General features: G+C 56.9%; 21 protein-coding genes and 1 riboswitch. Of the genes, 9 read left to right on the top strand and 12 right to left on the bottom strand.

The features are described 5' to 3' along the window. Positions 1-590: 590 nt before the first annotated feature. Together AD928_RS03250 and AD928_RS03245 are read right to left on the bottom strand one after the other, a co-directional pair. Entirely contained in the window at positions 591-845 is a 255-nt protein-coding gene (locus AD928_RS03250; RefSeq protein ID WP_062248222.1) for a hypothetical protein, read from the bottom strand. A gap of 176 nt (positions 846-1,021) precedes the next feature. Then, positions 1,022-2,641, bottom strand: coding sequence for a UvrD-helicase domain-containing protein (locus AD928_RS03245; protein WP_062248220.1), 1,620 nt, complete (start codon positions 2,639-2,641; stop codon positions 1,022-1,024). A gap of 73 nt (positions 2,642-2,714) precedes the next feature. Between AD928_RS03245 and AD928_RS03240 the strand changes: the two genes are divergently transcribed. From AD928_RS03240 to AD928_RS03225, 4 genes are all read left to right on the top strand, one after another. Further along, on the top strand, positions 2,715-4,175 hold the full coding sequence (locus AD928_RS03240; RefSeq protein ID WP_233419918.1) for an AMP nucleosidase: 1,461 nt from the start codon (positions 2,715-2,717) through the stop codon (positions 4,173-4,175). Positions 4,176-4,224: 49 nt separating this feature from the next. Beyond that, a complete protein-coding gene (locus AD928_RS03235) occupies positions 4,225-4,656 on the top strand; it encodes an acyl-CoA thioesterase (protein ID WP_062248218.1) in 432 nt (143 codons plus the stop codon). A 162-nt stretch (positions 4,657-4,818) separates the two neighbouring features. After that, positions 4,819-5,643, top strand: coding sequence for a ferritin-like domain-containing protein (locus tag AD928_RS03230; RefSeq protein ID WP_062144471.1), 825 nt, complete (start codon positions 4,819-4,821; stop codon positions 5,641-5,643). After that, the gene (locus AD928_RS03225; RefSeq protein WP_062248216.1) at positions 5,618-6,793 is read left to right on the top strand and encodes an acyltransferase family protein; all 1,176 of its coding nucleotides are present in this window, start codon (positions 5,618-5,620) and stop codon (positions 6,791-6,793) included. Before AD928_RS03230 ends, AD928_RS03225 begins: the two co-directional genes overlap by 26 nt. 9 nt (positions 6,794-6,802) lie before the next feature. Here AD928_RS03225 and AD928_RS03220 read toward each other — a convergent pair whose 3' ends face one another. After that, on the bottom strand, positions 6,803-7,333 hold the full coding sequence (locus AD928_RS03220) for a GNAT family N-acetyltransferase (RefSeq protein WP_062248214.1): 531 nt from the start codon (positions 7,331-7,333) through the stop codon (positions 6,803-6,805). Between the two features lie 270 nt (positions 7,334-7,603). Between AD928_RS03220 and AD928_RS03215 the strand changes: the two genes are divergently transcribed. From AD928_RS03215 to AD928_RS03205, 3 genes are all read left to right on the top strand, one after another. Then, the gene (locus AD928_RS03215; protein ID WP_062144422.1) at positions 7,604-8,629 is read left to right on the top strand and encodes an SDR family oxidoreductase; all 1,026 of its coding nucleotides are present in this window, start codon (positions 7,604-7,606) and stop codon (positions 8,627-8,629) included. 80 nt (positions 8,630-8,709) lie between these two features. Further along, complete coding sequence (locus tag AD928_RS03210) at positions 8,710-9,096, top strand: VOC family protein (RefSeq protein ID WP_062144417.1); 387 nt, start codon at positions 8,710-8,712, stop codon at positions 9,094-9,096. Positions 9,097-9,310: 214 nt separating this feature from the next. Continuing rightward, on the top strand, positions 9,311-10,252 hold the full coding sequence (locus tag AD928_RS03205) for a metallophosphoesterase family protein (protein WP_062248228.1): 942 nt from the start codon (positions 9,311-9,313) through the stop codon (positions 10,250-10,252). A gap of 61 nt (positions 10,253-10,313) precedes the next feature. Here the strand turns inward: AD928_RS03205 and AD928_RS03200 are convergent, their stop codons facing one another. The 3 genes from AD928_RS03200 to crcB all read right to left on the bottom strand — a co-directional run bounded on the left by AD928_RS03200 (position 10,314) and on the right by crcB (position 11,738). Next, positions 10,314-10,520, bottom strand: a complete 207-nt coding sequence (locus tag AD928_RS03200; RefSeq protein WP_062248212.1) for a cold-shock protein — start codon at positions 10,518-10,520, stop codon at positions 10,314-10,316. Between the two features lie 177 nt (positions 10,521-10,697). Continuing rightward, complete coding sequence (locus AD928_RS03195; protein WP_082779711.1) at positions 10,698-11,258, bottom strand: M23 family metallopeptidase; 561 nt, start codon at positions 11,256-11,258, stop codon at positions 10,698-10,700. Between the two features lie 27 nt (positions 11,259-11,285). Further along, complete coding sequence (gene crcB / locus AD928_RS03190) at positions 11,286-11,738, bottom strand: fluoride efflux transporter CrcB (RefSeq protein WP_062144411.1); 453 nt, start codon at positions 11,736-11,738, stop codon at positions 11,286-11,288. A gap of 82 nt (positions 11,739-11,820) precedes the next feature. Then, a riboswitch (Fluoride riboswitch) is annotated at positions 11,821-11,886 on the bottom strand. A gap of 218 nt (positions 11,887-12,104) precedes the next feature. On the opposite strand from crcB, the gene AD928_RS03185 reads away from it, so the two are divergent. Beyond that, the gene (locus tag AD928_RS03185; protein WP_197463935.1) at positions 12,105-13,118 is read left to right on the top strand and encodes a DMT family transporter; all 1,014 of its coding nucleotides are present in this window, start codon (positions 12,105-12,107) and stop codon (positions 13,116-13,118) included. Positions 13,119-13,212: 94 nt separating this feature from the next. Here AD928_RS03185 and AD928_RS03180 read toward each other — a convergent pair whose 3' ends face one another. The 5 genes from AD928_RS03180 to AD928_RS03160 form a co-directional block, all read right to left on the bottom strand. Then, on the bottom strand, positions 13,213-13,980 hold the full coding sequence (locus AD928_RS03180) for an SDR family NAD(P)-dependent oxidoreductase (RefSeq protein WP_062248211.1): 768 nt from the start codon (positions 13,978-13,980) through the stop codon (positions 13,213-13,215). A 102-nt stretch (positions 13,981-14,082) separates the two neighbouring features. After that, the gene (locus AD928_RS03175) at positions 14,083-14,532 is read right to left on the bottom strand and encodes a contact-dependent growth inhibition system immunity protein (RefSeq protein ID WP_167347343.1); all 450 of its coding nucleotides are present in this window, start codon (positions 14,530-14,532) and stop codon (positions 14,083-14,085) included. Between the two features lie 278 nt (positions 14,533-14,810). Next, entirely contained in the window at positions 14,811-15,350 is a 540-nt protein-coding gene (locus AD928_RS03170; protein WP_233419917.1) for a hypothetical protein, read from the bottom strand. 240 nt (positions 15,351-15,590) lie between these two features. Continuing rightward, entirely contained in the window at positions 15,591-16,982 is a 1,392-nt protein-coding gene (locus tag AD928_RS03165; protein ID WP_062248207.1) for an inorganic phosphate transporter, read from the bottom strand. A 128-nt stretch (positions 16,983-17,110) separates the two neighbouring features. After that, on the bottom strand, positions 17,111-17,587 hold the full coding sequence (locus AD928_RS03160; protein WP_062144844.1) for an RrF2 family transcriptional regulator: 477 nt from the start codon (positions 17,585-17,587) through the stop codon (positions 17,111-17,113). Positions 17,588-17,676: 89 nt separating this feature from the next. Here AD928_RS03160 and hmpA point away from each other — a divergent pair, with 89 nt between their 5' ends. Next, positions 17,677-18,924 (top strand): NO-inducible flavohemoprotein, encoded by a 1,248-nt coding sequence (hmpA, locus tag AD928_RS03155; RefSeq protein ID WP_062248205.1) that lies wholly within the window; start codon positions 17,677-17,679, stop codon positions 18,922-18,924. Between the two features lie 88 nt (positions 18,925-19,012). On the opposite strand, the gene AD928_RS03150 is transcribed toward hmpA, so the two are convergent. Then, positions 19,013-21,178: a Hint domain-containing protein gene (locus AD928_RS03150; RefSeq protein WP_062248203.1), complete on the bottom strand. Its 2,166-nt coding sequence runs from the start codon at positions 21,176-21,178 to the stop codon at positions 19,013-19,015. Between the last annotated feature and the right edge of the window lie 215 nt (positions 21,179-21,393).

Below are 21,393 nucleotides of genomic sequence, written 5' to 3'. Positions count from 1 at the left end.
CTGTTTTCGCGATAAGCGGCATCCCGGCTTTGTGGAATACCGGTTAGATTATGAAAAAGTCTGTTTTGTAGAAAAGAAATTTCCAAAAGGGCTCTAAACCGTCCCGAAATTTCTCTTCAATGGGGCCATAATAGTTTGGTTTTATAAATATATCTTTTCGATATTTCTTTTCTTGCTCTGATGACCATGAAGAAAATGGATATAAATCAAATCCAATATCTTTATAAAATACATCAAATGGCTTCATTGTATTCATATTGTAATTAATCCTCAATTATGAATTTCCACATATGCAATATGATCTCTCAATGAAAAGATTATAACAAAAATATTTTATTCGCAAATTGTACATTTATTCTATAAATTATTATGAGATTTAGGAGATCCATCTTTAAAATGATACGTCTGGAAATAAGGCGTATGCAGAAGTCGATCAAGACAACCAAACCCCAAAATCCCTCTCATTCACGCGTTAGTCTGCTCCCTTTCGTTCATGAACGCCCTGCAATCATTATGAAAAAACCTCATCACCACCAAACAAAAAAAGCGGCCCAAAAGGCCGCCTTTTCCAAACCATCGGGGCAGAACGGTCAGTAACCGTTCCCGCCTCCCATGCCGCCGTTCTGCATGGCCGGGCCGCCCATGCCGGGGCCGCCGCCCTGCATGTTGCCGGAGCTGTTGCCGTTGCGCCAGCCGCCATTGCCGCCCTGCTGGCCACCACCACCGGGGCCGCCATGATGGCCAGAGCCGCCGGGGCCACCCATGCCACCGGGCGGCGGCGGTTCACATGCAGCCAGAGCGCAGGTTGCCAGTAGGGCCGTCATCGCCAGAATGGGACGTTTCATGTGGTCTCTCCTTTGTGCATCACAAGTCTGTCACCCCCTTCAACCTCACAACGCCGCACGGGTTCCCGTTAATTTTGCGGATGCCTCAAAAATCCAGCCCCAGAGACAATGATCTTCCATTTCGACAGGACACATCTCTAAGGCGCTTAAATTGTAAATCCAGACATAAAATATGCCTAAATCTTCTTCCAGAATTCAAACAACGCCTCCGGCAGAGAAAGCGTCAGCCGCGCACGGGTGCAGGCCACATAGAGCAGATTGATTTCCTGATCGCAGTTGTCCAGATCGCGCTTCAACCGGGCTTTCAGGCGCGGTGAGAGCGGGCCGTGTTCCTGCTCGGTTTTTCTGGCGCGGTCCTGAAACTGGGTGCGCCGCCGGCTCCATTCTTCAGGGGAGAGAAAGTCATCCAGCATGATGACGGCATCAAACTCCCGCCCCTTGGCCTTGTGCGCGGTGGAACAGACCAGACTGACCTCATCCGGGTCATCCCGATAAAGCGTCTGGATAGTGTGTATCTTTTTATCCAGCGTCTCTTTGTGTTTATCCACAATACCAAACAATCTTTTGGCAACCGGGTCCCCGTCGCGGCCCTCTGCGGCGTTTTCCAGCTCACGCCATGTGCCATATTCCAGCGCAGCACCCTGCGGCTTTAAAGACGGCTGAAACTGGCGCTGATACAGGCTGTAGGCGGCCAGAATTTCCTGCACCATGTCATTCACCCCGCCCAGCACATGGAAGGGCCGGGTGCTGTCCGCCAGCCCTTCAAACAGCCGGGCATTGGTGCGGGCCAGAACCAGCGTATTGTGCTCCGGCTTAAGGCCCTTTTTATGCAGCATCACCCGGCTTTTCACCGCCGGGTTACCGTGCAGGCTGTGCGCCGGTTTGCGGGAATGGTGCCCGAGAATGGCATTGGCCATCCGCGCCAGAGGCTCACCAAACCGCCAGCTGCGCGTCAGCGGCAGGCACGGGCCTTCCAGGTCGCTAATGGCATCCACCGCCCCGCGAAAGGCGTAGATGGACTGGTTCGGGTCCCCCACGGCGACAATCGGCAGGCCGGATTTTTTCAGGATGGAAATCAGAACCGGGTTCAGGTCCTGCGCTTCATCCACCATAATATAGTCGTAGCCGGTAATTTTCTGCTCACGCTCAAACTTCTTTAAATAAAGATCATGCGTGATAGGAAAATCATGTTTCTCAAGTGCCGCCAGATATTTGTAAGCCTGCGCCACAAACAGGCGGATCTCCCGGTTGCGCCCGCTGTCAGGCTCAGGGCAATGGGTGGCGGTAATTTTGGAACCTTCGCTGATGAGAAAATTGCTCAGCGTTTTCAGCACCGCATCCGCAGCACCGCCGGACTTCATGCCCAGAACTTTTTCCAGCCGCCAGATATCCCGCACCAGATAGCGCCCCTGCACCTTGCGGTTCAGCTGCCCGATATTCAGGATGCGATAGGCGTAACTATTAGCGGTGCGTGCTTCAATCTGGTTGGAAAAGCGGGCGCGTGCCTCTTTGGCAATGGCGGTATTAAAGGCCAGATACAGCCCCCGGTGGCGCGTCCATGTCTTGCTGAACCACTCCAGCGTGGAGGTCTTGCCGCACCCGGCCCCGGCAATCACGCGAAAGCTGGCGGTAGGGGGCGTGTCCAGAATGGCGGTCTGTTCCGGGGTGATGGCAATCATCGCGCTTTTCTGGCCCTCATCTGTCAGCGGTGGCGCGCGTATAGCGCACTTTTTCGTGCGCAGATATGCCGCGCGGCGCAGAAAACCGTTCTCAGAGCAGCCCGGCTTTGCTGGCACGGTTGCACATCCGGCCCGTTCTCGCGTTAAGGTGGCAGGATAAATCTGGTCACCCCGTCACCACAGGAGACCCATGACACAGCCTGATATGCTCGCCCTCCGCGCCGCCGCCGGAACGGATTTTGAAGCCTTCACCACCGCAGACGCCGCCATTGACCGCCTGTGCGCCCTGTATGATGAGAGTGCCCAGCGGCTCCACGCCGCCTTCCGCGCCCGGCAGGGCTGCCCGCCGGAGGAGGCCACTTATCCGTGTCTGGCGCTGGAACTGCCCCCCGGCACCCCCATACAGGGCCGCCCGCCGTTTGATGTCATTCTGGACCCCGGCTTTTACAGCACCACCATCACCCGCCCCGCCCTGTTCCGGGAGTATCTGCGGGAACAGATTGAGCCACTGCTGCACCATTACGGCCAGCCGGTGCTGGTGGGTCGCTCCCGCCATCCCATCCCACTGCCTTATGTTATGGAAGATGCCGTCACCGGCCTGACGGAAGCCGATCTGCGGCTTTTGCAGGAACAGTTCGCCCTGCCCAACCTGCACGCCACGGATGACAGCATTGCCAACTGCGAGCTGCTGCCCGACGCCACCACACCGCGCCCGCTGGCACTGTTTACAGCAGAGCGCACGGATTATTCCCTCGCCCGCCTGCACCATTACACAGGCACCACACCCCGCTCCTTCCAGCGGTTTATCCTGCTCACCAACTATCAGCGCTATGTGGATACCTTCCGCGATTACGCCCGCGCACAGGTGGATGCCGGGGGGGACTACAACGCGTTTATCGAACCCGGAGAGCAGATCTATACCGGCCCCGGCAGCGCCCCTGCGGACGGCCCCACAGGCAGCCTGCCGCAAATGCCCGCCTATCATCTCTGCCGCCCGGATGGAGATGGCATTACACTCATCAATATCGGCGTTGGCCCCGCCAATGCCAAAACCATGACGGACCATCTGGCCGTGCTGCGTCCGCATTGCTGGCTGATGGTTGGCCACTGCGCGGGCCTGCGGCGTTCCCAGATGCTGGGGGATTACGTTCTGGCCCACGGCTATGTGCGGGATGACCACGTTCTGGACGCAGACCTGCCCACATGGGTGCCCGTGCCCCCCATTGCCGAGGTGCAGGTGGCCATGCAGGAAGCAACGTCACTCGTAACCGGCCTGCCCGAGTCCGCCATCAAGACCCGCCTGCGCACCGGCACGGTGATGACCACCGACAACCGGAACTGGGAGCTGCGTCTGGCGCATCTGTTCACCCAGATCAACATGAGCCGCGCCATTGCCGTGGATATGGAATCCGCCACCATTGCCGCCAATGGCTTCCGCTTCCGGGTGCCCTACGGCACGCTGCTCTGTGTGTCGGACAAACCACTTCACGGAGAACTGAAGCTGCGCGGCATGGCCAATGCGTTCTATCGTGAGCGCGTAAGCCAGCATCTGATGGTGGGCATCGAGACCATGCATTTGCTCAGGCAGCAGGGTGTGACCCGGCTGCACTCCCGCAAACTGCGTGGGTTTGATGAGCCCCCCTTCCGGTAACCGCCTGCATCACACATGCTGATTCTTTCTGATAAAGGGCTTTAATCTCATGCCTGCTGCTTCTGCCTCACAACTGCCGGAAGGCGTTCCCACCATCCGTGTCATCGCCATGCCGACCGACACCAACCCCGCAGGGGACGTGTTCGGCGGGTGGATCATCTCCCAGATGGATCTTGCCGCCGGCACCACCGCAGCCTTCCGGGCCAACGGGCGTGCCGCCACCGTCGCCATTAACGGCGTTGTCTTTCTGGAACCCGTGGTGGTGGGGGATGAGGTAAGCATCTACACCCACATCACCCGTGAAGGCCGCACCTCCATGACCATCCATGTGCAGACATGGCGCCGCGCCCGCCATACGCATCTCACCTCCAAGGTGACGGAAGGCGACTTCACCTTTGTGGCGCTGGATGAAAACCGCCGCCCCCGCCCGCTGCCGCCCGCAACACCCGGCAACTCACCCAATAGCGCCCCTACGGTCTGAAAGCCTGCGGGGCTCCTCTGCCTGTCTTTTTTCTGTCATGGCATTCCGTCTCAGCGGGGAATGGTCTAGAGCAACAGTCTGGGCCATCTCGCGAATACGCGCACCGTGGGAACGGCCAGACGGCTAACGGTTGTAAAGCAGCAGGACGGGAGACCGGCGCAGATGAAACATTGGCAGATTGACCAGTTACCCTGGGATAAATTTGACCCCTCCCGCGTGGACCCGCAGCTTGTGCCCGCCATCAAGGCGGCCGCCGTGGTGGAACGCAACAGCGTGGACTACGCCATCTACCTGAACAACGTGTTTCATGATGACCCGGACTTCAAACAGGCGGCGGACCACTGGGCTGTGGAAGAAATCCAGCACGGGGACGGGCTGGGCCGCTGGGCCATGCTGGCCGACCCGGAATGGGACTATCAGGCCGCCTTCCAGCGGTACCGGGACTTTTACCATATCCCGCTGGAAGTCGAAGAATCCGTGCGTGGCTCCCGCACCGGGGAACTGATTGCCCGCTGCATGGTGGAAACCGGCACGTCCTCCTTCTATTCCGCGCTGGCCGATGCCACGGATGAGCCAGTGCTGAAAGCCCTGTGCAAGCAGATTGCCGCCGATGAATTCCGGCATTTCAAACTGTTTTATGACCACATGCACCGCTACCTGAAGCGCGAGCGCATCAGCACGCTCCAGCGCGCCCGCATCGCTCTGGGCCGGGTGACGGAAAGCGAGGATGATGAACTCGCCTCCGCATACTACACCACCAACGAGCCGCCCTCCCTGCCCTACGACCACAACCGCTGCATTGCGGCCTACATGTCCCGCGCCATGAAGAACTATCAGCCGCGCCACCTGCGCCGCGTGACGAGCATGGTGTTCAAGACCATTGGCCTGACGCCGCACAGCAAAATTCAGGATCTGGCGTTCTTCATCACGGAAAAGCTGTTCTTCAGCCGCCAGCGCAAATTTGCCCGCGTGGCCGGGGTCTCCTGACCCCACGCCGGTCACCCCCGGCCATCGCAACCGACGGATTGATCTGCTCCGCGGCATTGCCATTCTTCTGGTGCTGTTCCACCATTTTTGCATTGCCTATCCGCTGGGCCATTCAGCACTGGGCACGCTGCTCACGCCAGAGGGCGTGCGGGCCGTGGCGCGCAACGGCAATTACGGCGTTACGCTGTTTTTTGTCATTTCCGGCTTCCTGATTACCAGCAACACGCTGGCCCGTTATGGCAGTCTGGCCGCCATCAAGGCCCGCACCTTCTACGCTTTTCGCATTGCGCGCATTGTGCCGTGCCTGCTGCTTTTGCTGGCGCTGGTCAACGGGCTTGCTCTGGCAGGCATCCCCATTTTCGCCACGCACATTCCCGGCCTGTCTCCCCTTGCCGCCATGATGCGGGCCAATCTGGCCGCCCTCACCTTCAGCATGAACGTGTTTATTGCCCACTATGACTGGGCCAATTACGCGCTTGGCGTGCTGTGGTCCCTGTCCGTGGAGGAAGTGTTTTATCTCACCTTCCCACTGGTCGCGCTGGTGCTGCGTTGTCCGCCGCTTATCATGCTGTTCTGGGCGCTGGTTGCTGTGGTTGGTCCGTTTTACCGCATGGCGCATCAGAATGATGAATCCGGTTTCCTGTTTGCCTATCTGGCCTCATTCGACGGCATTGCCATTGGCTGCATGGCCGCTGTGGTGGCCACACACTGGCGGCTGGACGGGCTTGCGGCACGCCTGCTTCAGCCTGCCGTTATTGCGGTCATGGTGGCGCTGTATCTCTGGAAATCCATTGGGGCCACCAATATCTGGGGCGTATCAGTCATGGCGCTGGGGACTGCGGTGCTGCTGATTGCCTCGACCCACCATGAAAACGGCCCCCTCGCCACCCGCTCCCGCCTGCTACGCGGCATAGAGTGGACCGGCCGCCTGAGTTATGAACTCTACCTGTTCCACCTGATTATTCTGGGCCTGCTCCGCACTGTGCTGCCGTCCGGAACCCTGCCGCAAACCGGGTTTGAGAGGCTGGCTCTCCTGCCCGTCTTCCTCATCGGCTCCGGCCTGCTGGCCAGTCTGATCAGCCGCACCTTCTCTGAACCGCTCAACCGCACCCTGCGCCAGCGTTTAGGCCGGGTTCAAAAAGCCTGCTGAATAAGCCTCTCAGAGCGCAACCTTTCTCTCAAACATCAGCGTTTCTTCATTCAGATACTGCGTGGTTGCAAACTGTGAAAATCCGTTTTTCTCTGCAATGCGGATGGATAGTTTGTTAGCTGGAGCAATAATGCACACGGAGCGCCTATACGGCGTCTGTGTGTCCAGCCACGCGCAGGCGGCCTTCACGCCTTCCGTCGCAAAGCCTTTGCCGTGGCACCATGAGGCCAGAACCCAGCCCGCTTCCGGGATGCCATCCATGGACGGCGTGAGCCCGCGATGCGCCTCGTTAAAACCGATCGTGCCCACAAAGCGGCCCGTCTGCTTTTCCCGCACCATCCAGAAGCCAAAGCCCATAATGCCCCACAGCCCTCTGTAATGCAGCAGCCTGCCCCATGTGGCGTTGGCGCTTTCCGGCTTGCCAGAGGTGTAGCGCGCGACAATGGGGTCGGCTCGCATGGCGGCGAAGTCCTCAAAATCCTCCCGTCGCGGGGCCTGAAACAGCAGACGATCCGTTTCCAGAGACGGCACTTCAGACATTCCTAAACCCTTTTCCCTCAGTCTTTCCGCATCACACATGCAGGGCGCATCGGCCTGATTTTATTCGTTCTCATCATTTAACGAATAGCGCCCCTTCTGCAATCACCCTTTTGTGCAGCCTGTTTCTTTGCCAACTGCCATGCACCGCACACAACCCGCAACCGGGAACCCCTCCGCTACCGGAACGTCAGTTTGTGTGAACCCTTAAAGCCGCTGGCCAGACAGACACATTCAGGCCGAATTTGTGGCCTGATGCGAAAGGACCTCCGCATGACTGACGAAACACCGGCCCCAAAACACAGCACCTACCGCCGCACCGTTCTGAAAATGGCAGGCGTGGCGGCAGCGGCTGGCACGCCCGTCTTCGTCAACCTTGCCGCGGCCCAGACTGTGAAAGAGAATGCTATGTCTTCCTCCCCGCTTAAAGACCCCCGCACCCTGTATCCGCATGCCCCCTTCAAAGCCCAGCCGCAGCCCTGGCCCGGCCTTGCCTCCAAAATGGACCCTCGGCCCGACCATGGTGAGAAAAGCTATGTTGGCAGCGGCAAACTCAAGGGGCGCAAAGCGCTGATTACCGGCGGGGATTCCGGCCTTGGCCGCGCCACCGCTATTGCCTACGCGCGGGAAGGCGCGGATGTCGCCATTAACTATCTGCCGCAGGAAGAAGCCGACGCTGCCGAAGTGGGTGATCTGGTCCGCAAGGAAGGCCGCAAGTTTGTCGCCCTGCCCGGTGACCTGCGGGATGAAGCCTTCTGCAAACAGCTCGTAGAAAAAGCCTTTGTGGAACTGGATGGTCTGGATATCTTTGTCAACTGTGCAGGCCGCCAGCAGACGCATGATGACCTTCTGGAGGTGACGACAGAAGCGTTTGACTGGACGATGAAGACCAACCTTTATGCCCTGTTCTGGCTGACCAAAGCGGTTATTCCGCGCATGCAGCCCGGTTCCGCGATGATCTTCACCTCCTCCACCAACGCTTATGACCCCTCCACCAATATTCTGGACTACTCAATTACCAAGGCAGGCATTGCCAATTTTGCAAAAGGTCTGGCCAAGCAGCTTGTGAGCAAAGGTATTCGCGTCAACGCCATTGCCCCCGGCCCGTTCTGGACGGCATTGCAGGTCAGCGGTGGTCAGACGATGGACAATGTCGAGAAATTTGGGGAAACCGTGCCCATGAAGCGCCCCGGCCAGCCGGTGGAACTGGCCCCGGCCTATGTGCTGCTGGCCTCGGATGATGCCAGCTACATGACAGGCCAGATTATTGGCGCCAATGGCGGCGTCGGCCTGCCATAAGTTCTCCGCACAGAATTTGACGACGCCCGGTATCGCGCTACTCTGCGCCCTCCCATACCGGGTAAGGAGAAAAACGCTTCATGTTCAGCCACATCATGCTTGGCAGTAACGATATTGCCCGCTCCAAACGGTTTTATGATGCCACTTTGGGCGCCATGGGCTGCGCCCCTGCGGAACCCAACGCCAAGGGTCGTCTGGCCTACACGCATCGCGGAGGCCGACTGGTTATTACCAAACCGCTGAACGGCGAGCCCGCCACTGCTGGCAATGGCAGCACCATTGGTTTTGCCATGGCCAGCCCGGAAGAAGCCGATGCCTGGCACAAAGCCGGCGTGGCCAATGGCGGGGAAGCCATTGAAGACCCGCCGGGCGTGCGCCACACCCCCAATGGGGATCTTTATCTGGCGTACCTGCGTGACCCGGACGGCAACAAGCTCTGCGCGCTCTACGTCATGCCTGCCAAATAACCCTGCCTTCCGGCAGCGGAAAGGTTAAAAACTTTAAGCCCGTTTTCTGACTTTATTGCTCAGGAAACGGGTTTTTTGTGTCTGCGCCTCAGTGGCGCGCCCGCCAGAAGCCGCACAGAGTATGAAACATTTATGACAGATCTGGCAGTGCGCGCCATTTTGCGCACAGTGGGGGCCCGTGCACTCCCTTCCCCCGCATATGGAACCGCCGATCATGGTCCAGTTCAACCGCCGTACGTTTCTCTCGCTGACTGCGGGCCTTGCTTTTACCCCGCTCACGCGCTCCCTCGCCGCCGTGCCCAACCGGCCCCCGCTGCGCAAGCATGATCCGTTCACCTTCCTGTTCATTACCGACACGCACCTCCAGCCGGAACTGAACGCCAACGCCGGCTGCCACAGCGCCTTCCTGAAAGCCCGCGCGGTTCCGGCCGATTTTGCCATTCAGGGTGGTGACCATGTGTATGACGCGCTTGGCGTAAATGCAGGCCGCGCCAACATGCTGATGGATTTGTATAAGCGCACAGCAGATGACCTCACGCTGCCGGTGCATCACACCATTGGCAATCATGACTGTTTTGGCGTGTATACCAAAAGCGGCGCACAACCGACGGACCCGCTTTATGGCAAGAAATATTTCGAGGACCAGTTCGGCCAGCTCTATTATTCCTTCGACCACAAGGGCGTGCATTTCGTGGTGCTGGATTCCATCGGCATTACGGAGGACCGGATGTATGAAGGCCGGATTGATGCGCAGCAGATTGGCTGGCTGAGCCGGGATCTTGCCGCCCAGCCCAAAGGGACGCCGATTATTATCGTCACCCACATCCCGCTGGTGACTGCGATAGAAGATTACGACGTGCGCTCCACAAAGCCGGAAAAACATCACGGCATCAGTGTGGTGAATGCGTATGAAGTGCTGCCGCTATTCGACACGTACAATGTTATCGGCGTGCTTCAAGGCCATACCCATATTTTGGAACGGGTGGAGTGGCATGGCGTGCCCTACATTACCGGTGGTGCAGTGTGCGGCAACTGGTGGCATGGCACACGGCTTGGTACGCCAGAGGGCTTTATGGTGGTGAATGTGGACAATGGTGTTTTGAAAACACGCTACGAAACCTACGGTTTTCAAAGCGTTGAGCCGAAAAACACTTAAAAACGAAAAAGCCGCCCCAAAGGGCGGCTTTTCCACACAGCAAATCTGCGGCCTAAAGCACTTAGAGTGCTTTAATGCTCACTGCAGATGTCTTGCCGTTACGACCAGCTTCGAGCTCGTAAGAGACTTTCTGGCCTTCGTTCAGAGTGTGCATGCCAGCGCGCTCAAGTTCAGAGATGTGAACGAACGCATCCTGACCACCATCTTCCGGCTGAATGAAACCAAAACCCTTGGTGGGGTTAAACCATTTTACGGTGCCTGTTGTCATAACAAAGGCTCCTTCACAAACAAATGCGGTCGTGCACAAAACACACACGAAATCATAACTTTTAAGGAGATATACCGAACGCAACACGCGCCGAAAACCCGGATAAAAGCACCCGCTGGCCACTGTGGTGCGCCTATCCGGGATGGAATGCAAGGGAATTCCGCATTCAGAGTAAAATCAATTATCAGTCATCCCCGGAACTTTGCCCATAGCCCGCAGATCCCAGCGGATTTGCAGGGGTTCCCCCCCACGATACGCCCCCACATGAATATGCGGATTCCGCGCCACGCCGTTATTGCCATCAATCGCCACAACCTGCCCGGCCGTCACGTGGTCCCCCACTTTTACAACCGGCTCGGTCAGATGCGCGTAGACAACAGTCACACCGTCAGCCCGCTCAAACACCATCATGCTGGCAGGTGGCTTGCCCATGGTGCCGGGCGTGTTGGTCTCGGTGTTGAGGTGAATATATTTCACCACGCCATCAATCGGCGCATGCACAGGCGTGTGCCAGCCATACCAGTCGGTATTTTTCGTGCCGTCACCCCGATACATTTTGGCAAAGCCGTGGTCATTTTCAAAACCACCCACCACCATACAGTCCGTGCCCAGCGCATCCCCCGCACCGTGCAACTGGCCGAGCGGGTGCTCCGTGCAGGCAAAGGGCTTCTCAAACAGGGGAGCCAGCGTGACCTCACGCCTCTCATTCCGAATAAGAAATGAGATTGCCCCGCACACTCCTGCAACACAAGAGCAGGACCGGTTTTAGCCCTCCATCTCCCCTTCCATATCACTCTGTTCCTCCGCCTGTGTCAGCTGCACATACTGGCCGTTCAGGTGCGTGGCGAGCAGGTGGCCGAGCGAGACGGCGCTGATGCACAGCAGGACAGACAGCGTGACATTAGCCAGCGCCCGCCCCCATGCCTCACTGCGCAGCAGGTCCAGCGTTTGCAGACTGAAGGAAGAAAACGTGGTGTAGCCGCCGCACAGGCCCATCATGACAAACAGGCGCGTGTTGTCAGAAACCGGGTAGCGACCGTCCGCCAGCGTGAGCGTGCTGAAAAAGCCGATGATGAACGACCCCACCACATTAATACCCACAATGGTGCCCCAGGGCATCATGCGGCTGAGCGGGGCTGTCAGCATCGTCATCACATAACGCGCCAGCGTGCCCAGCGCACCGCCAAGCATGACCAGAAGACAGGAGGCAAAAGACATTCTCGGGCCTTTCATTCTGGCGGGCTTTCCAGAACGCCCGCCGTGTTATGGCGGGAAAAAGACGCACGTCTCCCGCCAGATGGTTACGGCAGGAGTCATCAGCCCTTGCAAGGGCGGTTAAAGGGGGAACCCCATCCCCTTGCTGCTTTTATAGGGTGTTCAGCCCGCTGGCTCAATCGTCTCTTCCGGGCGCGCTGGCCATTAAGAATGCGCAGGGCTCCTCTGCCCTCTCCAAAACCTGTGCAAATGTACTTCCAACCCGCGCCGTTTTTTGCTTATTGCGCGAGAAGAAGCCGGAACATGCCGGTGTGCAAGAACACTCTTCTCTCACCCGCGGCTCGACCACCAGAACAGTACAGGCAGTATATGGACCCCAAAATTCTCTTCTCCGGCATTACGCTGGCTCTGGGGGCATTTGCCTCCTTCGCTATTAGTGATGCCTTCTCCAAGCTGCTTGGGGGACGGCTCGACCCGTTTGAGGTCGCCTTCTCCGGCGGGGTCTTCGGCCTGCTTCTTCTGCCATTTATCCGCAAGCCTGAGGAATCCTACCGCGACGTGTTCCGCACGCAGGAACCAGCCATGTGGGTGCTGCGGGCGGTGTGTACGTTTGTGGCGACGGCAGCCAGCGTGGAAGCCTTCATGCTGCTGTCCATGCCCGAAGCGCTCTCGCTGATGTTCCTCATGCCGCTGTTTGTCACCATTCTCTCCGTGGTGCTGCTCAAGGAGAAGGTGACCGCCTGGGCCTGGCTGGCCGTGGTGCTGGGCTTTATTGGCGTGCTGATTGTGCTGCGCCCCGGCGTGCGCGCCCTGCATTTTGGGCATCTGTGCGCCCTGATTGCCGCCGTTGCCAACGCCGTGAGCGTGATTGCCTACCGTCTGGCCGGGCAGGACAGCGCGCGGCTTTCCCTGTTTGGCTCCAGTCTGGTTGGCCCGTTGATAGGTAATGGTGTGCTGATGTGGGCGCACGCCACATGGCCGCACGGTGTCAGCACATGGGTTTATCTGTTTGGCTATGGCTTTCTGGCTGCCCTCGGCCAGTTGCTGATGATGATGGCCACGGCCCGCGCACCCGCCAACCGCGTTGCCCTGCCGCAATACAGTCAGATGGTATGGGGCGTGGCGCTAAGCTATCTGGTGTTCCATCAGCCGCTCGATGGCTGGACCTTTGTGGGTATTGTGGTTGTCACTCTCTCCGGCCTGCTCAACTGGATCCGCCAGCGCATCCGGTATGAACGCATGGCCATGAAGGAACGGCTGGAACGCATGCAGGCCAGAAAGGCCGCCAAGGCTGCGGAGAAAATTGCTGCCAAACAGGCCAAGGAAAAAGCCCTGCGGGACCGCCAGCAGGCCATTGCGGAAAAAATCGCCCCGACCAAATAAGTCGCCCTCCGCAAGACAGACCTCCTGACACAAAAAATGCCGTGCCCCTTTTAAAAAGAGGCACGGCATTTTTATTTGGAACGCAAAGAGGCTTTTACCCCGCCATCGTCCGATCGACCGCCAGACCGGCGGAGGCCTGACAGGTGGGCATCATTTCCACATGGTTGATGTTCACATGCGCGGGGAGTGCGAGAACCCACGCTACGGTTTCCGCAATATCGTCCGGCAGCAGCGGTTTGGTTCCGTTATACACGGCATCCGCTTTCTCTTTGTCGCCCAGACGCACTTCACTAAATTCGCTGCCGCCGCACAGGCCCGGCGCAATGGTTGTGGCTCGCACCTGCCTGCCCAGCAGATCACTCCGCAGGTTGCGCATAAACTGTTCCACAAACGCCTTGCTGGCCCCGTAAACATTGGCCCCCGGATACGGATACGTACCCGCCGTACTGCCCAGTGAAATCACGTGCCCGCTATTGCGCGCCACCATGCCCGGCAGCAGCGCACGGGTGATTTCCACAAGGCCGGTCACGTTGGTGGCAATCATACGCTCCCAGTCAGAGGGTTTGGTTTCCCACGCCTTGCCCAGCCCGAGAGCCAGCCCGGCATTGTTCACCAGCACATCCACCTCCTGCCAGCCTTCCGGCAGCGAGGCCGGGAGCGCCTTTACTGCGGCGAGGTCTGTCACATCCAGCCTGAACGGCAGCAGTGCGGGGCCAGCCTCTTTTGCCAGCGCATCCAGCCGCTCCTGACGGCGGCCCGTGGCAATTACGCGGTAGCCATCCTTCACCAGCCGCAACGCAATGGCGTGGCCAAACCCTGCCGTGGCACCGGTGACGAGAACTGTCTTGAGGGGCTGTGTCATTGCTCTCTTCTCCATAAAGGGGGAACTGTGCCCATCATGCGTCAAAAGAGCAGGGAGTGTCACGGGGCGCGATGACACGCCCCACGTCTGCTTAGCCCAGCCTCAGCCCTTCGGCTTTTTCGAGGCAGGTCGTTCCGAGACGGGACGTTTGACGTTATACCCCTCACACTGGGCCATCGTCTTCAGTAACGCCTGCCCCAGTTCTTCATCCGACACAGACAGCGGCACATCCAGATATTTCTGGGGGAACTTACTCCGGGGCCAGCCAACATGACCCCCACCCCCTGCACGCCGCCAGGCATCCAGGGTCACAAAATCATTAATCCGATAATGCCATTCGGAATTAACAAAATCCTCTTTCCGCCACATCGTCTCTATGGTTTTGAACCCATAAGCCTGACGCATCTCCTCATCAAACGCCAGACGCCGGGCGTTTGATGCCCGTTTCATCGCATTAATATCGTCCCACTCATGTTCCTCCCCCGGCTTGTTAAAATACTCACTACTCAAAAGAGCCTTGCGAAAATTCTCTCCCAGCCAAAGTGGTGTCACCTTTTCCACCGGCGCATGCGCGCACCAGCCTGTGCGGGAGAAATAGCTGCCACCCCAAATTTCCTTTGAAATGATTGCAACAAACTTGGGAGCCCGACAAAAGTCAGCACTTTTATAATAGAACCGACGGATTTGCTCAGGCGTCAAGGGAGGGGGTCTAAACATCAGGATACCTCGTCAAGCATTATCGTCAACCGTCGCAGTCCTTACTGTGTGGGGAGTGCCATACCATCGCAACAGAGCAGGCCTGGAAAGCTGCATAAACGACCGGCTGCATCTCACGCATAATTAGGCTGACACGCATCTAGCGCCTGAAGGGCCACACTCGCGATCTCTTCATCAGAAGCATGACTTGAAACGTAGAAGACCTTGCCCTCGTTTTCTCCCAAATACCAGGCAGAATGCCCCGCACCTCGCCCTCGGGTGGCCAGAAAACAGATCTGATCTGTCTGCTCATACTCCCAACTGACAAAGACAGCAGCCGATTTTGACACCGCGACAAGATGGTCCTTGAAGCCAAACCTGTCCCTGATTCCAAACCAGAACGCTCTTTCCGCAGACCGGGACAAATCTATAACTTTTTCACGCTCAGGATCATCAGTCGAACAATTATAAAAATCTAAATAATAATTATGACTCTCCATAAGAGATTTTCTTAAATTTTCTCCTATCCACTGAACGGTCATTTCTTTTCTCGGCAAAACAACAGAAGATCCCGTCGAAGAAAAAATACTACCACCCAAAACATCCTGACAATATATTGCGTAATACTTCTTTGTTCTCATGATAACGGCTCTTTTGTCTGATACCTTTTTCATACGATATCCTTAATTTGAAAATTAATTTTCTTCGTTGCAATATTGGGGCGAGCTACCACCTTTTTTAGTTGTCTGCTGTTCTAAAAAGAAAAATTAAAAAGAACGCTTTGGTAATTTGATAGCAATTGATCGATTATCACCATAAAATCAAAATAATACCTATCGCTCTATCCCAAACGCATTACTCAAGAAATTATCACAGATTTTCGCGCTGACTTTCCTACAAACACGTTATTTACTTCACAAACTCAGCACATAAAACAAGCCAGCCGCCATCAGGATTGTCACCGGCAGCGTGGCAATCCACGCCAGTGCAATACGCCCCACCATGCCGCCCTGCACGCCGCTGCCTGCACCCAACATGCTGCCTGCAATGCCTGCGGTAATAATGTGCGTGGTGCTGACCGGCAGGCCGGTATAACCCGCCGTCAAAATCAGCCCTGCCCCGACCAGTTCAGCGGATGCCCCTTGGGCGGGGGTTAAATGCGTGCGGCCAATCTTTTCACCTAATGTGCGGACAATCCGCTTATAGCCAATCATGGTGCCAAGGCTGAGGCACAGGGCGCTGAGCAACCGCACCCACCAGGGCGCAAATTCCACCACCGGCTGTAACCCCTGCCGCAGCTTTTTAGCCTGCGCACGCTCTGCACCCGGCACGCTGGAAACATGCTCAACCTGCTTCAGCCCGGCCAGCACTTCAAACACATCGGCCCGCTGCGCCACAACGGTCCGCGGCCCATCCTGCGGAGTAGTCCCGGCATGCTGTGCGGCGGCCTCGCCCTCCGCTTTCAGGCGCGCCGCAGCAGCCAGAGCCTCGGCGCGCAGGCCGTTATGGTCATACTGGGTCAGCAGGGTTTCAATCTGCGTGGCCTGCGCCACTGGCAGCGGCAGGCGGTGGGCTTCAAGCGGGTTGAGCGCATACAGGGCAGGCATCAACCCGACCACCGCCAGCATAATCAGGCCGATACTCTTCTGCCCGTCATTATTGCCATGAGAAAAACTGACCCCACTGCAACTGGCCACCAGCAGCCAGCGCACCCAGCCGCGTGGCGGGGCGTCGCCTGTGGGAGGCTGATACAACGCCGGGTCCTTCACCACACCACGCATCGCCAGATAGAACAGCGCGGCCCCTACCAGCCCCAACAGGGGTGAGACAGCCAGCGCTTCCAGCACCTTGGTAACCTGATGCCAGTCCACCCCTTCGCTCAGGCTGCGCGTATGCACCAGAGCATCCCCAATGGCCACGCCGACAATCGCACCAATCACGCAATGGGAACTGGAGTTGGGAATGCCCGCCCGCCATGTGAGCAGGTTCCATACCAGCGCCGTGCCAAACAGGGAGAGCAGCATGGGCACCGCAGGCGTGCCATCAGGCGGGGAGAGCACATCCGGCGGCAGCAGTTCCACCATGGCGTAGGCCACACTCAGGCCGCCGGTCAGCACGCCCAGAAAATTCATGATGCCCGAAAGCACCACCGCCGTACCCGCCCGGAGCGAGCGCGTGTAGATGACCGTCGCCACAGCGTTGGCGGTGTCATGAAACCCGTTCACAAACTCAAACACGCAAACCAGAAGGCCGCAGACCAGCAGCGCGATAATGGAAGACGGTGAGTCTGGCGTGAAATGCAACATGAGAAAACGGACAGCCCTTCTTTTGTGCCGCCCGTTGATAGAGGAAGGCGCTCCGGTTTTTAATCCGTTAAATCGATTTTAAAAGGCCAAGTTGCATTCCATGGGAGAATTGAGGGCGGGAAAGGCCGTTATTCAGCCTTTTTTCCGGTGCCGGGCGCTATGTCGCGCAGCGTCTTCACCTCATAGGGGCGCAGAAGCTCCGCCAGTGTGCGGCCATCCAGCACAGCCATGAAGGCCCCCAGCGCCTCCCCCAGCAGCCCCCGCAAAGTGCAGCCCGGAGCCAGAACACACCCCTCCCCGGCACGGGTCCCTTCCTTGCCGGGGGGAGCCATGCACCCGACCAGCGCCATATCATCCTCGGTATGGCGCACCACGTCACCAAGATTGATCTGCTCGGGCGGGCGGGAGAGCATCAGGCCGCCATTGCGCCCACGCAAAGTATCCACAAACCCACCTTTGCCCAGATGGTGAATGACCTTGACCAGATGATTTTCTGAAATGCCATAGGCCAGCGCCACCTCGCGAATGGAGACGCGACGATCTGCGTGCACTCCCAGATAGAGGAGCGTTCGCAGGGCGTAATCTGTGTACAGAGTCAGGCGCATGGCGCCAAGTGTAGTCCAGTTGACAGCATTTTTTCCAGCGCTCTATAAGGTGTATGAAATATACACCTTCAAAAACAGGAGACCATCCCATGGTCACCCCCCTCGACGACAAGACCCGCGCTACCGTCACCGCCTGCGTTCCGGCACTGGAAGCCCACGGTGTCGCTATCACTACGGAGATGTACAAACGCCTGCTGGCAGACCCCGCCATCAGCGCCCTGTTCAACAGCGCGCATCAGAAAAATGGCAGCCAGCCCACCGCTCTGGCACTCGCCGTGCTGGCTTATGCCCGCAACATCAACAGTCTTGATCAGCTGGGCGGCATGGTGGAACGGATTGCGGAAAAACATGTGGGGCTGAACATCCTGCCCGAGCATTACCCCGCTGTCGGCCGCGCGCTGCTGGGTGCCATTGCGCAGGTGCTGGGGGATGCTGCCACGCCGGAAATTATGGACGCATGGGCCAAAGCCTATGGCTTGCTGGCGGATGTGCTGATCAACCGGGAAAGCCAGATTTACAAGGCGCATGAGACCGCGCCCGGTGGCTGGGCAGGCTGGCGGCCCTTTACCATCCAGAGCCGCACGCCAGAGAGCGCACTGGTCACCTCCTTCGATCTGGTGCCCACCGACGGCAAACCCGTTATGGCCCACAAACCCGGCCAGTATCTCAGCTTCTCCCTGACCGTGCCCGGCCACGGCAACCAGCGGCGCAATTACAGCATTTCCTCAGCACCCAATGGCCGCAGCTACCGCATCAGCGTGCGTCGGGCCGAGAAAGGGCTGGTTTCAGGCTGGCTGCATGACAGCGCACAGGTCGGCACGGACGTGCTGGTCTCCGCCCCTGCCGGGTCCTTCACCCTGCCCTCACCACAGTCTGCCCCCATTGTCTTGCTGAGTGCTGGCGTCGGGCTGACCCCGTTTATCGCCATGCTGGAAGCCCGCGCCGCCGCCGCTGCACATGGCTGCCCGGCCAGTACCCACGCGCCCTTGCAATATATCCACGGCACGGACACCCCACAGATGGAAGCCTTTGGCGCACTGGTGCGGGATCTGTCTGCTAAAGGGGCGATTAAGGCGGATGTTTTCTACACGCACAGCACGGCAGATACCCTGGCCGATCAGTCGGCCCCTGGCACCACAGCCCATGCCGGGCGCATCACGCCGGACTGGGTCAAAGCCAACACACCGGCAGACGCCATCTATTACCTGTGCGGCCCGGAGTGTTTCATGCAGGAGATGATTACCGGCCTGCGCGCTGCCGGGGTGCCGGAAGACCGCCTGCGGCGTGAAGTCTTCGGTCCGGCTACCACGCTGGACGATGCCCTGAACGCCGCCTGAAACGCTTCACACATTGCACCAGTGGATCGGGATTAACCCGACCCACTGGAACAGCTTTTGCACTCAAAAAAAATCGACGTCTAAGAGATTACCCAGTTTTCCTCTGATTGACTTCCCTATCGTCAGAATTCTGCAAATACGGTCCAGCCGCTGTAATAGTCAGAGAAAGAATCCCTATTTTTTCCTGCAACAGGTGGTCACCAAGGGGCAGGACAGCATTGCCGTTAGTCCATGCGCATTCAGTTGACTCGGTTTCATACCAACCTTCTGGTTTTTCTGCCTGAAGATGCGCGCTGATATCATGCTGACGCTTACCAAGAATCAGACGAATATCCGCCACGGCAACCCCCAGAGAACGACGATCATCCACAAAAGGCCCAATCACGTCAGAAGGGCGGCAGGTGCGGGACACGATGCGAACGGATTCGGTGCCGAATGGCAGCATGAAGCTATAGTGCTGACCATTCGTGCGTATTGGACGAATTCTGCCACCCGTTGCTGTTACCAGATGCACATCTGGATATGGTGTCAGCTCAACGGTCTCAGTGGGAATATGCCCCGCATGAACACGATTCCCCCGCAGCTCAATTTTACGGAATAACGGTTCAACAAAATCACGGTCTACGCACAAAGGCGCAGCAGCATCGTCTTCCCAGCTCGCATTTCTTCCAAAAAGCCTGACGACCTTCCCTTCCACCCGGAAAGAAGAGCGATTTCCTGTATCCAGATAGCTTTCTGTTAGCATCCCATCAGCGATGATAACGGAGTGCTGCTCCGTTTCCACATGATAGTACTCATACGACGTGAAGGACTTATCGTAGAAGACAGATACCCCGTTGACCAGCATCCGTGCCGGGACAAAATTACCTTCAAAGAACAGGCAATGCTCAGAGGTCACCAGCATATCCTTGTAGGGCACGCCCTCGGCAATGGCATCCTTGAGGATGCGGACAGGCCAGCCCGCTTCATCATCCGGGAGGTGAGAACGCACAGTAGCGCTTGCCTTCCCGACCCAAGCAACAGAACGGCTGACATACTGATCTTTTTTCCAGTCGAACGTAACGACCTCATCCCCCACCTGGAGGTTTTCTACACTCACCTCTCCCTGGCTCGTTCGAATCATTGAACCCGCAAGGAAACAAGGAGTGCTGCCAGAGTAAGTCACCACTCCCCCTACAGTATTGGCAAACGACCCTGTGTAACCAGCACCAATATCATACGTATAAATTTTTCCACCACTCGTCGTGATTGTAAGAATACCAGTTGTGGAATCGTATGAGGGATTACCGGCAACATTCAGATCAAGCTGATCGCCTTGACTAAAGCCACGAATAACACCGGTAAAAGTTGTACCATTTGTTACATTCAGCGTATTGTCACTGCCAGAAAAATTGAAAGTCTGCCCGGCTCCACTGCTATTACCGCCCAATGTGACATCCGCACCATTGGAAAGATTTACAGTGCCATTTGTGCCTGTCAGAGCATTTGCAATATTCAGGTTAGCGTCACTAACATTGATAGTACCGGTATTCGTGTAGGCGGAGGTTCCACCGATAATTTGAATATTTCCTCCGCTGGCTGAATTGATGGACCATGTTCCCGAATTGGTAAATCCACCACTTCCAACCGTTGTAATAGCAGTCGATGCAGCAGGAATAGCTAACGTCAATGCTCCGCTATTATTGATTCCTAAAAAATTTAAATTGGTTGTTGACCCCGATGTGGCGGCAGAATCATCAATGGAAAATGTGCCGTTATTATTGAATGTTCCGCTTCCATTTCCCCAATTAGATGTCATACCTGTTCCGCTGGTATCGACAACTTTGATAGTACCATCATTCGTCAGATTTGCGACATAAGCTGCCGAGATGGTTGAAGCGCCGGCACTTTCCAGATCAATTGTTGCAGAAGACGCATTCTCAATTGTTTTATAGTATAAATTAACAGTGGATCCTGATGTTGCATCCAGCTGCTTAAACGTCAGTGTTCCAGTGTTTTTGAAGGTGTTATTGCCCCCAAGACTTCCTATATTAAAGGTGCTTCCTGTCCCCGGTGATGATGGGATATCGGATATAATTCCGTTATTAACCAGGTTCCCATAAATATTATTGATATACCCGCCACCGGGAGGCGTGAACAGCAACTGACCACCGGACGCATTCGTCAGCGTATAAGTCGCTCCCGACAGGTTGCTCGCTGTTAGATAGGTCTGAATTGACGAATTTGTTCCGCCGGTAGAGAAATTGTTGCCCATTTGATAAATCCCTAAAAAATAAGGAGTTTTCCTCTTCAACCCCAATTCTGTCTGGGCGTAATCAGCCCGCACAACATTACCCGTAACTCATATTGTTAAATATATTGTTAATTTATATCAATCTACGCTACCCAAAAAACGCAAAAGTGATCACATTTGTCAGAAAATTATTTACCTCAACAAAGGGGACTTATACCAACCATTGTTTGGCCTGA

The organism is Acetobacter cerevisiae, from assembly GCF_001580535.1.
Classification (GTDB): Bacteria; Pseudomonadota; Alphaproteobacteria; order Acetobacterales; family Acetobacteraceae; genus Acetobacter; species Acetobacter cerevisiae.
Note: the sequence above shows the minus strand (reverse complement) of the source record. Positions and strands in the feature narration are given on the sequence as shown.

Excerpts from the sequence above, each read along its gene's own strand:
- AD928_RS03250 (WP_062248222.1), bottom strand. The coding sequence starts at position 845 with ATGAAACGTCCCATTCTGGCGATGACGGCCCTACTGGCAACCTGCGCT.
- AD928_RS03220 (WP_062248214.1), bottom strand. The coding sequence starts at position 7,333 with ATGTCTGAAGTGCCGTCTCTGGAAACGGATCGTCTGCTGTTTCAGGCC.
- AD928_RS03160 (WP_062144844.1), bottom strand. The coding sequence starts at position 17,587 with ATGCGCCTGACTCTGTACACAGATTACGCCCTGCGAACGCTCCTCTAT.
- AD928_RS03215 (WP_062144422.1), top strand. The coding sequence starts at position 7,604 with ATGACTGACGAAACACCGGCCCCAAAACACAGCACCTACCGCCGCACC.
- AD928_RS03180 (WP_062248211.1), bottom strand. The coding sequence starts at position 13,980 with ATGACACAGCCCCTCAAGACAGTTCTCGTCACCGGTGCCACGGCAGGG.
- AD928_RS03235 (WP_062248218.1), top strand. The coding sequence starts at position 4,225 with ATGCCTGCTGCTTCTGCCTCACAACTGCCGGAAGGCGTTCCCACCATC.
- AD928_RS03230 (WP_062144471.1), top strand. The coding sequence starts at position 4,819 with ATGAAACATTGGCAGATTGACCAGTTACCCTGGGATAAATTTGACCCC.
- AD928_RS03210 (WP_062144417.1), top strand. The coding sequence starts at position 8,710 with ATGTTCAGCCACATCATGCTTGGCAGTAACGATATTGCCCGCTCCAAA.
- AD928_RS03165 (WP_062248207.1), bottom strand. The coding sequence starts at position 16,982 with ATGTTGCATTTCACGCCAGACTCACCGTCTTCCATTATCGCGCTGCTG.
- hmpA (WP_062248205.1), top strand. The coding sequence starts at position 17,677 with ATGGTCACCCCCCTCGACGACAAGACCCGCGCTACCGTCACCGCCTGC.
- crcB (WP_062144411.1), bottom strand. The coding sequence starts at position 11,738 with ATGTCTTTTGCCTCCTGTCTTCTGGTCATGCTTGGCGGTGCGCTGGGC.
- AD928_RS03200 (WP_062248212.1), bottom strand. The coding sequence starts at position 10,520 with ATGACAACAGGCACCGTAAAATGGTTTAACCCCACCAAGGGTTTTGGT.
- AD928_RS03205 (WP_062248228.1), top strand. The coding sequence starts at position 9,311 with ATGGTCCAGTTCAACCGCCGTACGTTTCTCTCGCTGACTGCGGGCCTT.
- AD928_RS03150 (WP_062248203.1), bottom strand. The coding sequence starts at position 21,178 with ATGGGCAACAATTTCTCTACCGGCGGAACAAATTCGTCAATTCAGACC.
- AD928_RS03170 (WP_233419917.1), bottom strand. The coding sequence starts at position 15,350 with ATGAAAAAGGTATCAGACAAAAGAGCCGTTATCATGAGAACAAAGAAG.
- AD928_RS03185 (WP_197463935.1), top strand. The coding sequence starts at position 12,105 with ATGGACCCCAAAATTCTCTTCTCCGGCATTACGCTGGCTCTGGGGGCA.
- AD928_RS03240 (WP_233419918.1), top strand. The coding sequence starts at position 2,715 with ATGACACAGCCTGATATGCTCGCCCTCCGCGCCGCCGCCGGAACGGAT.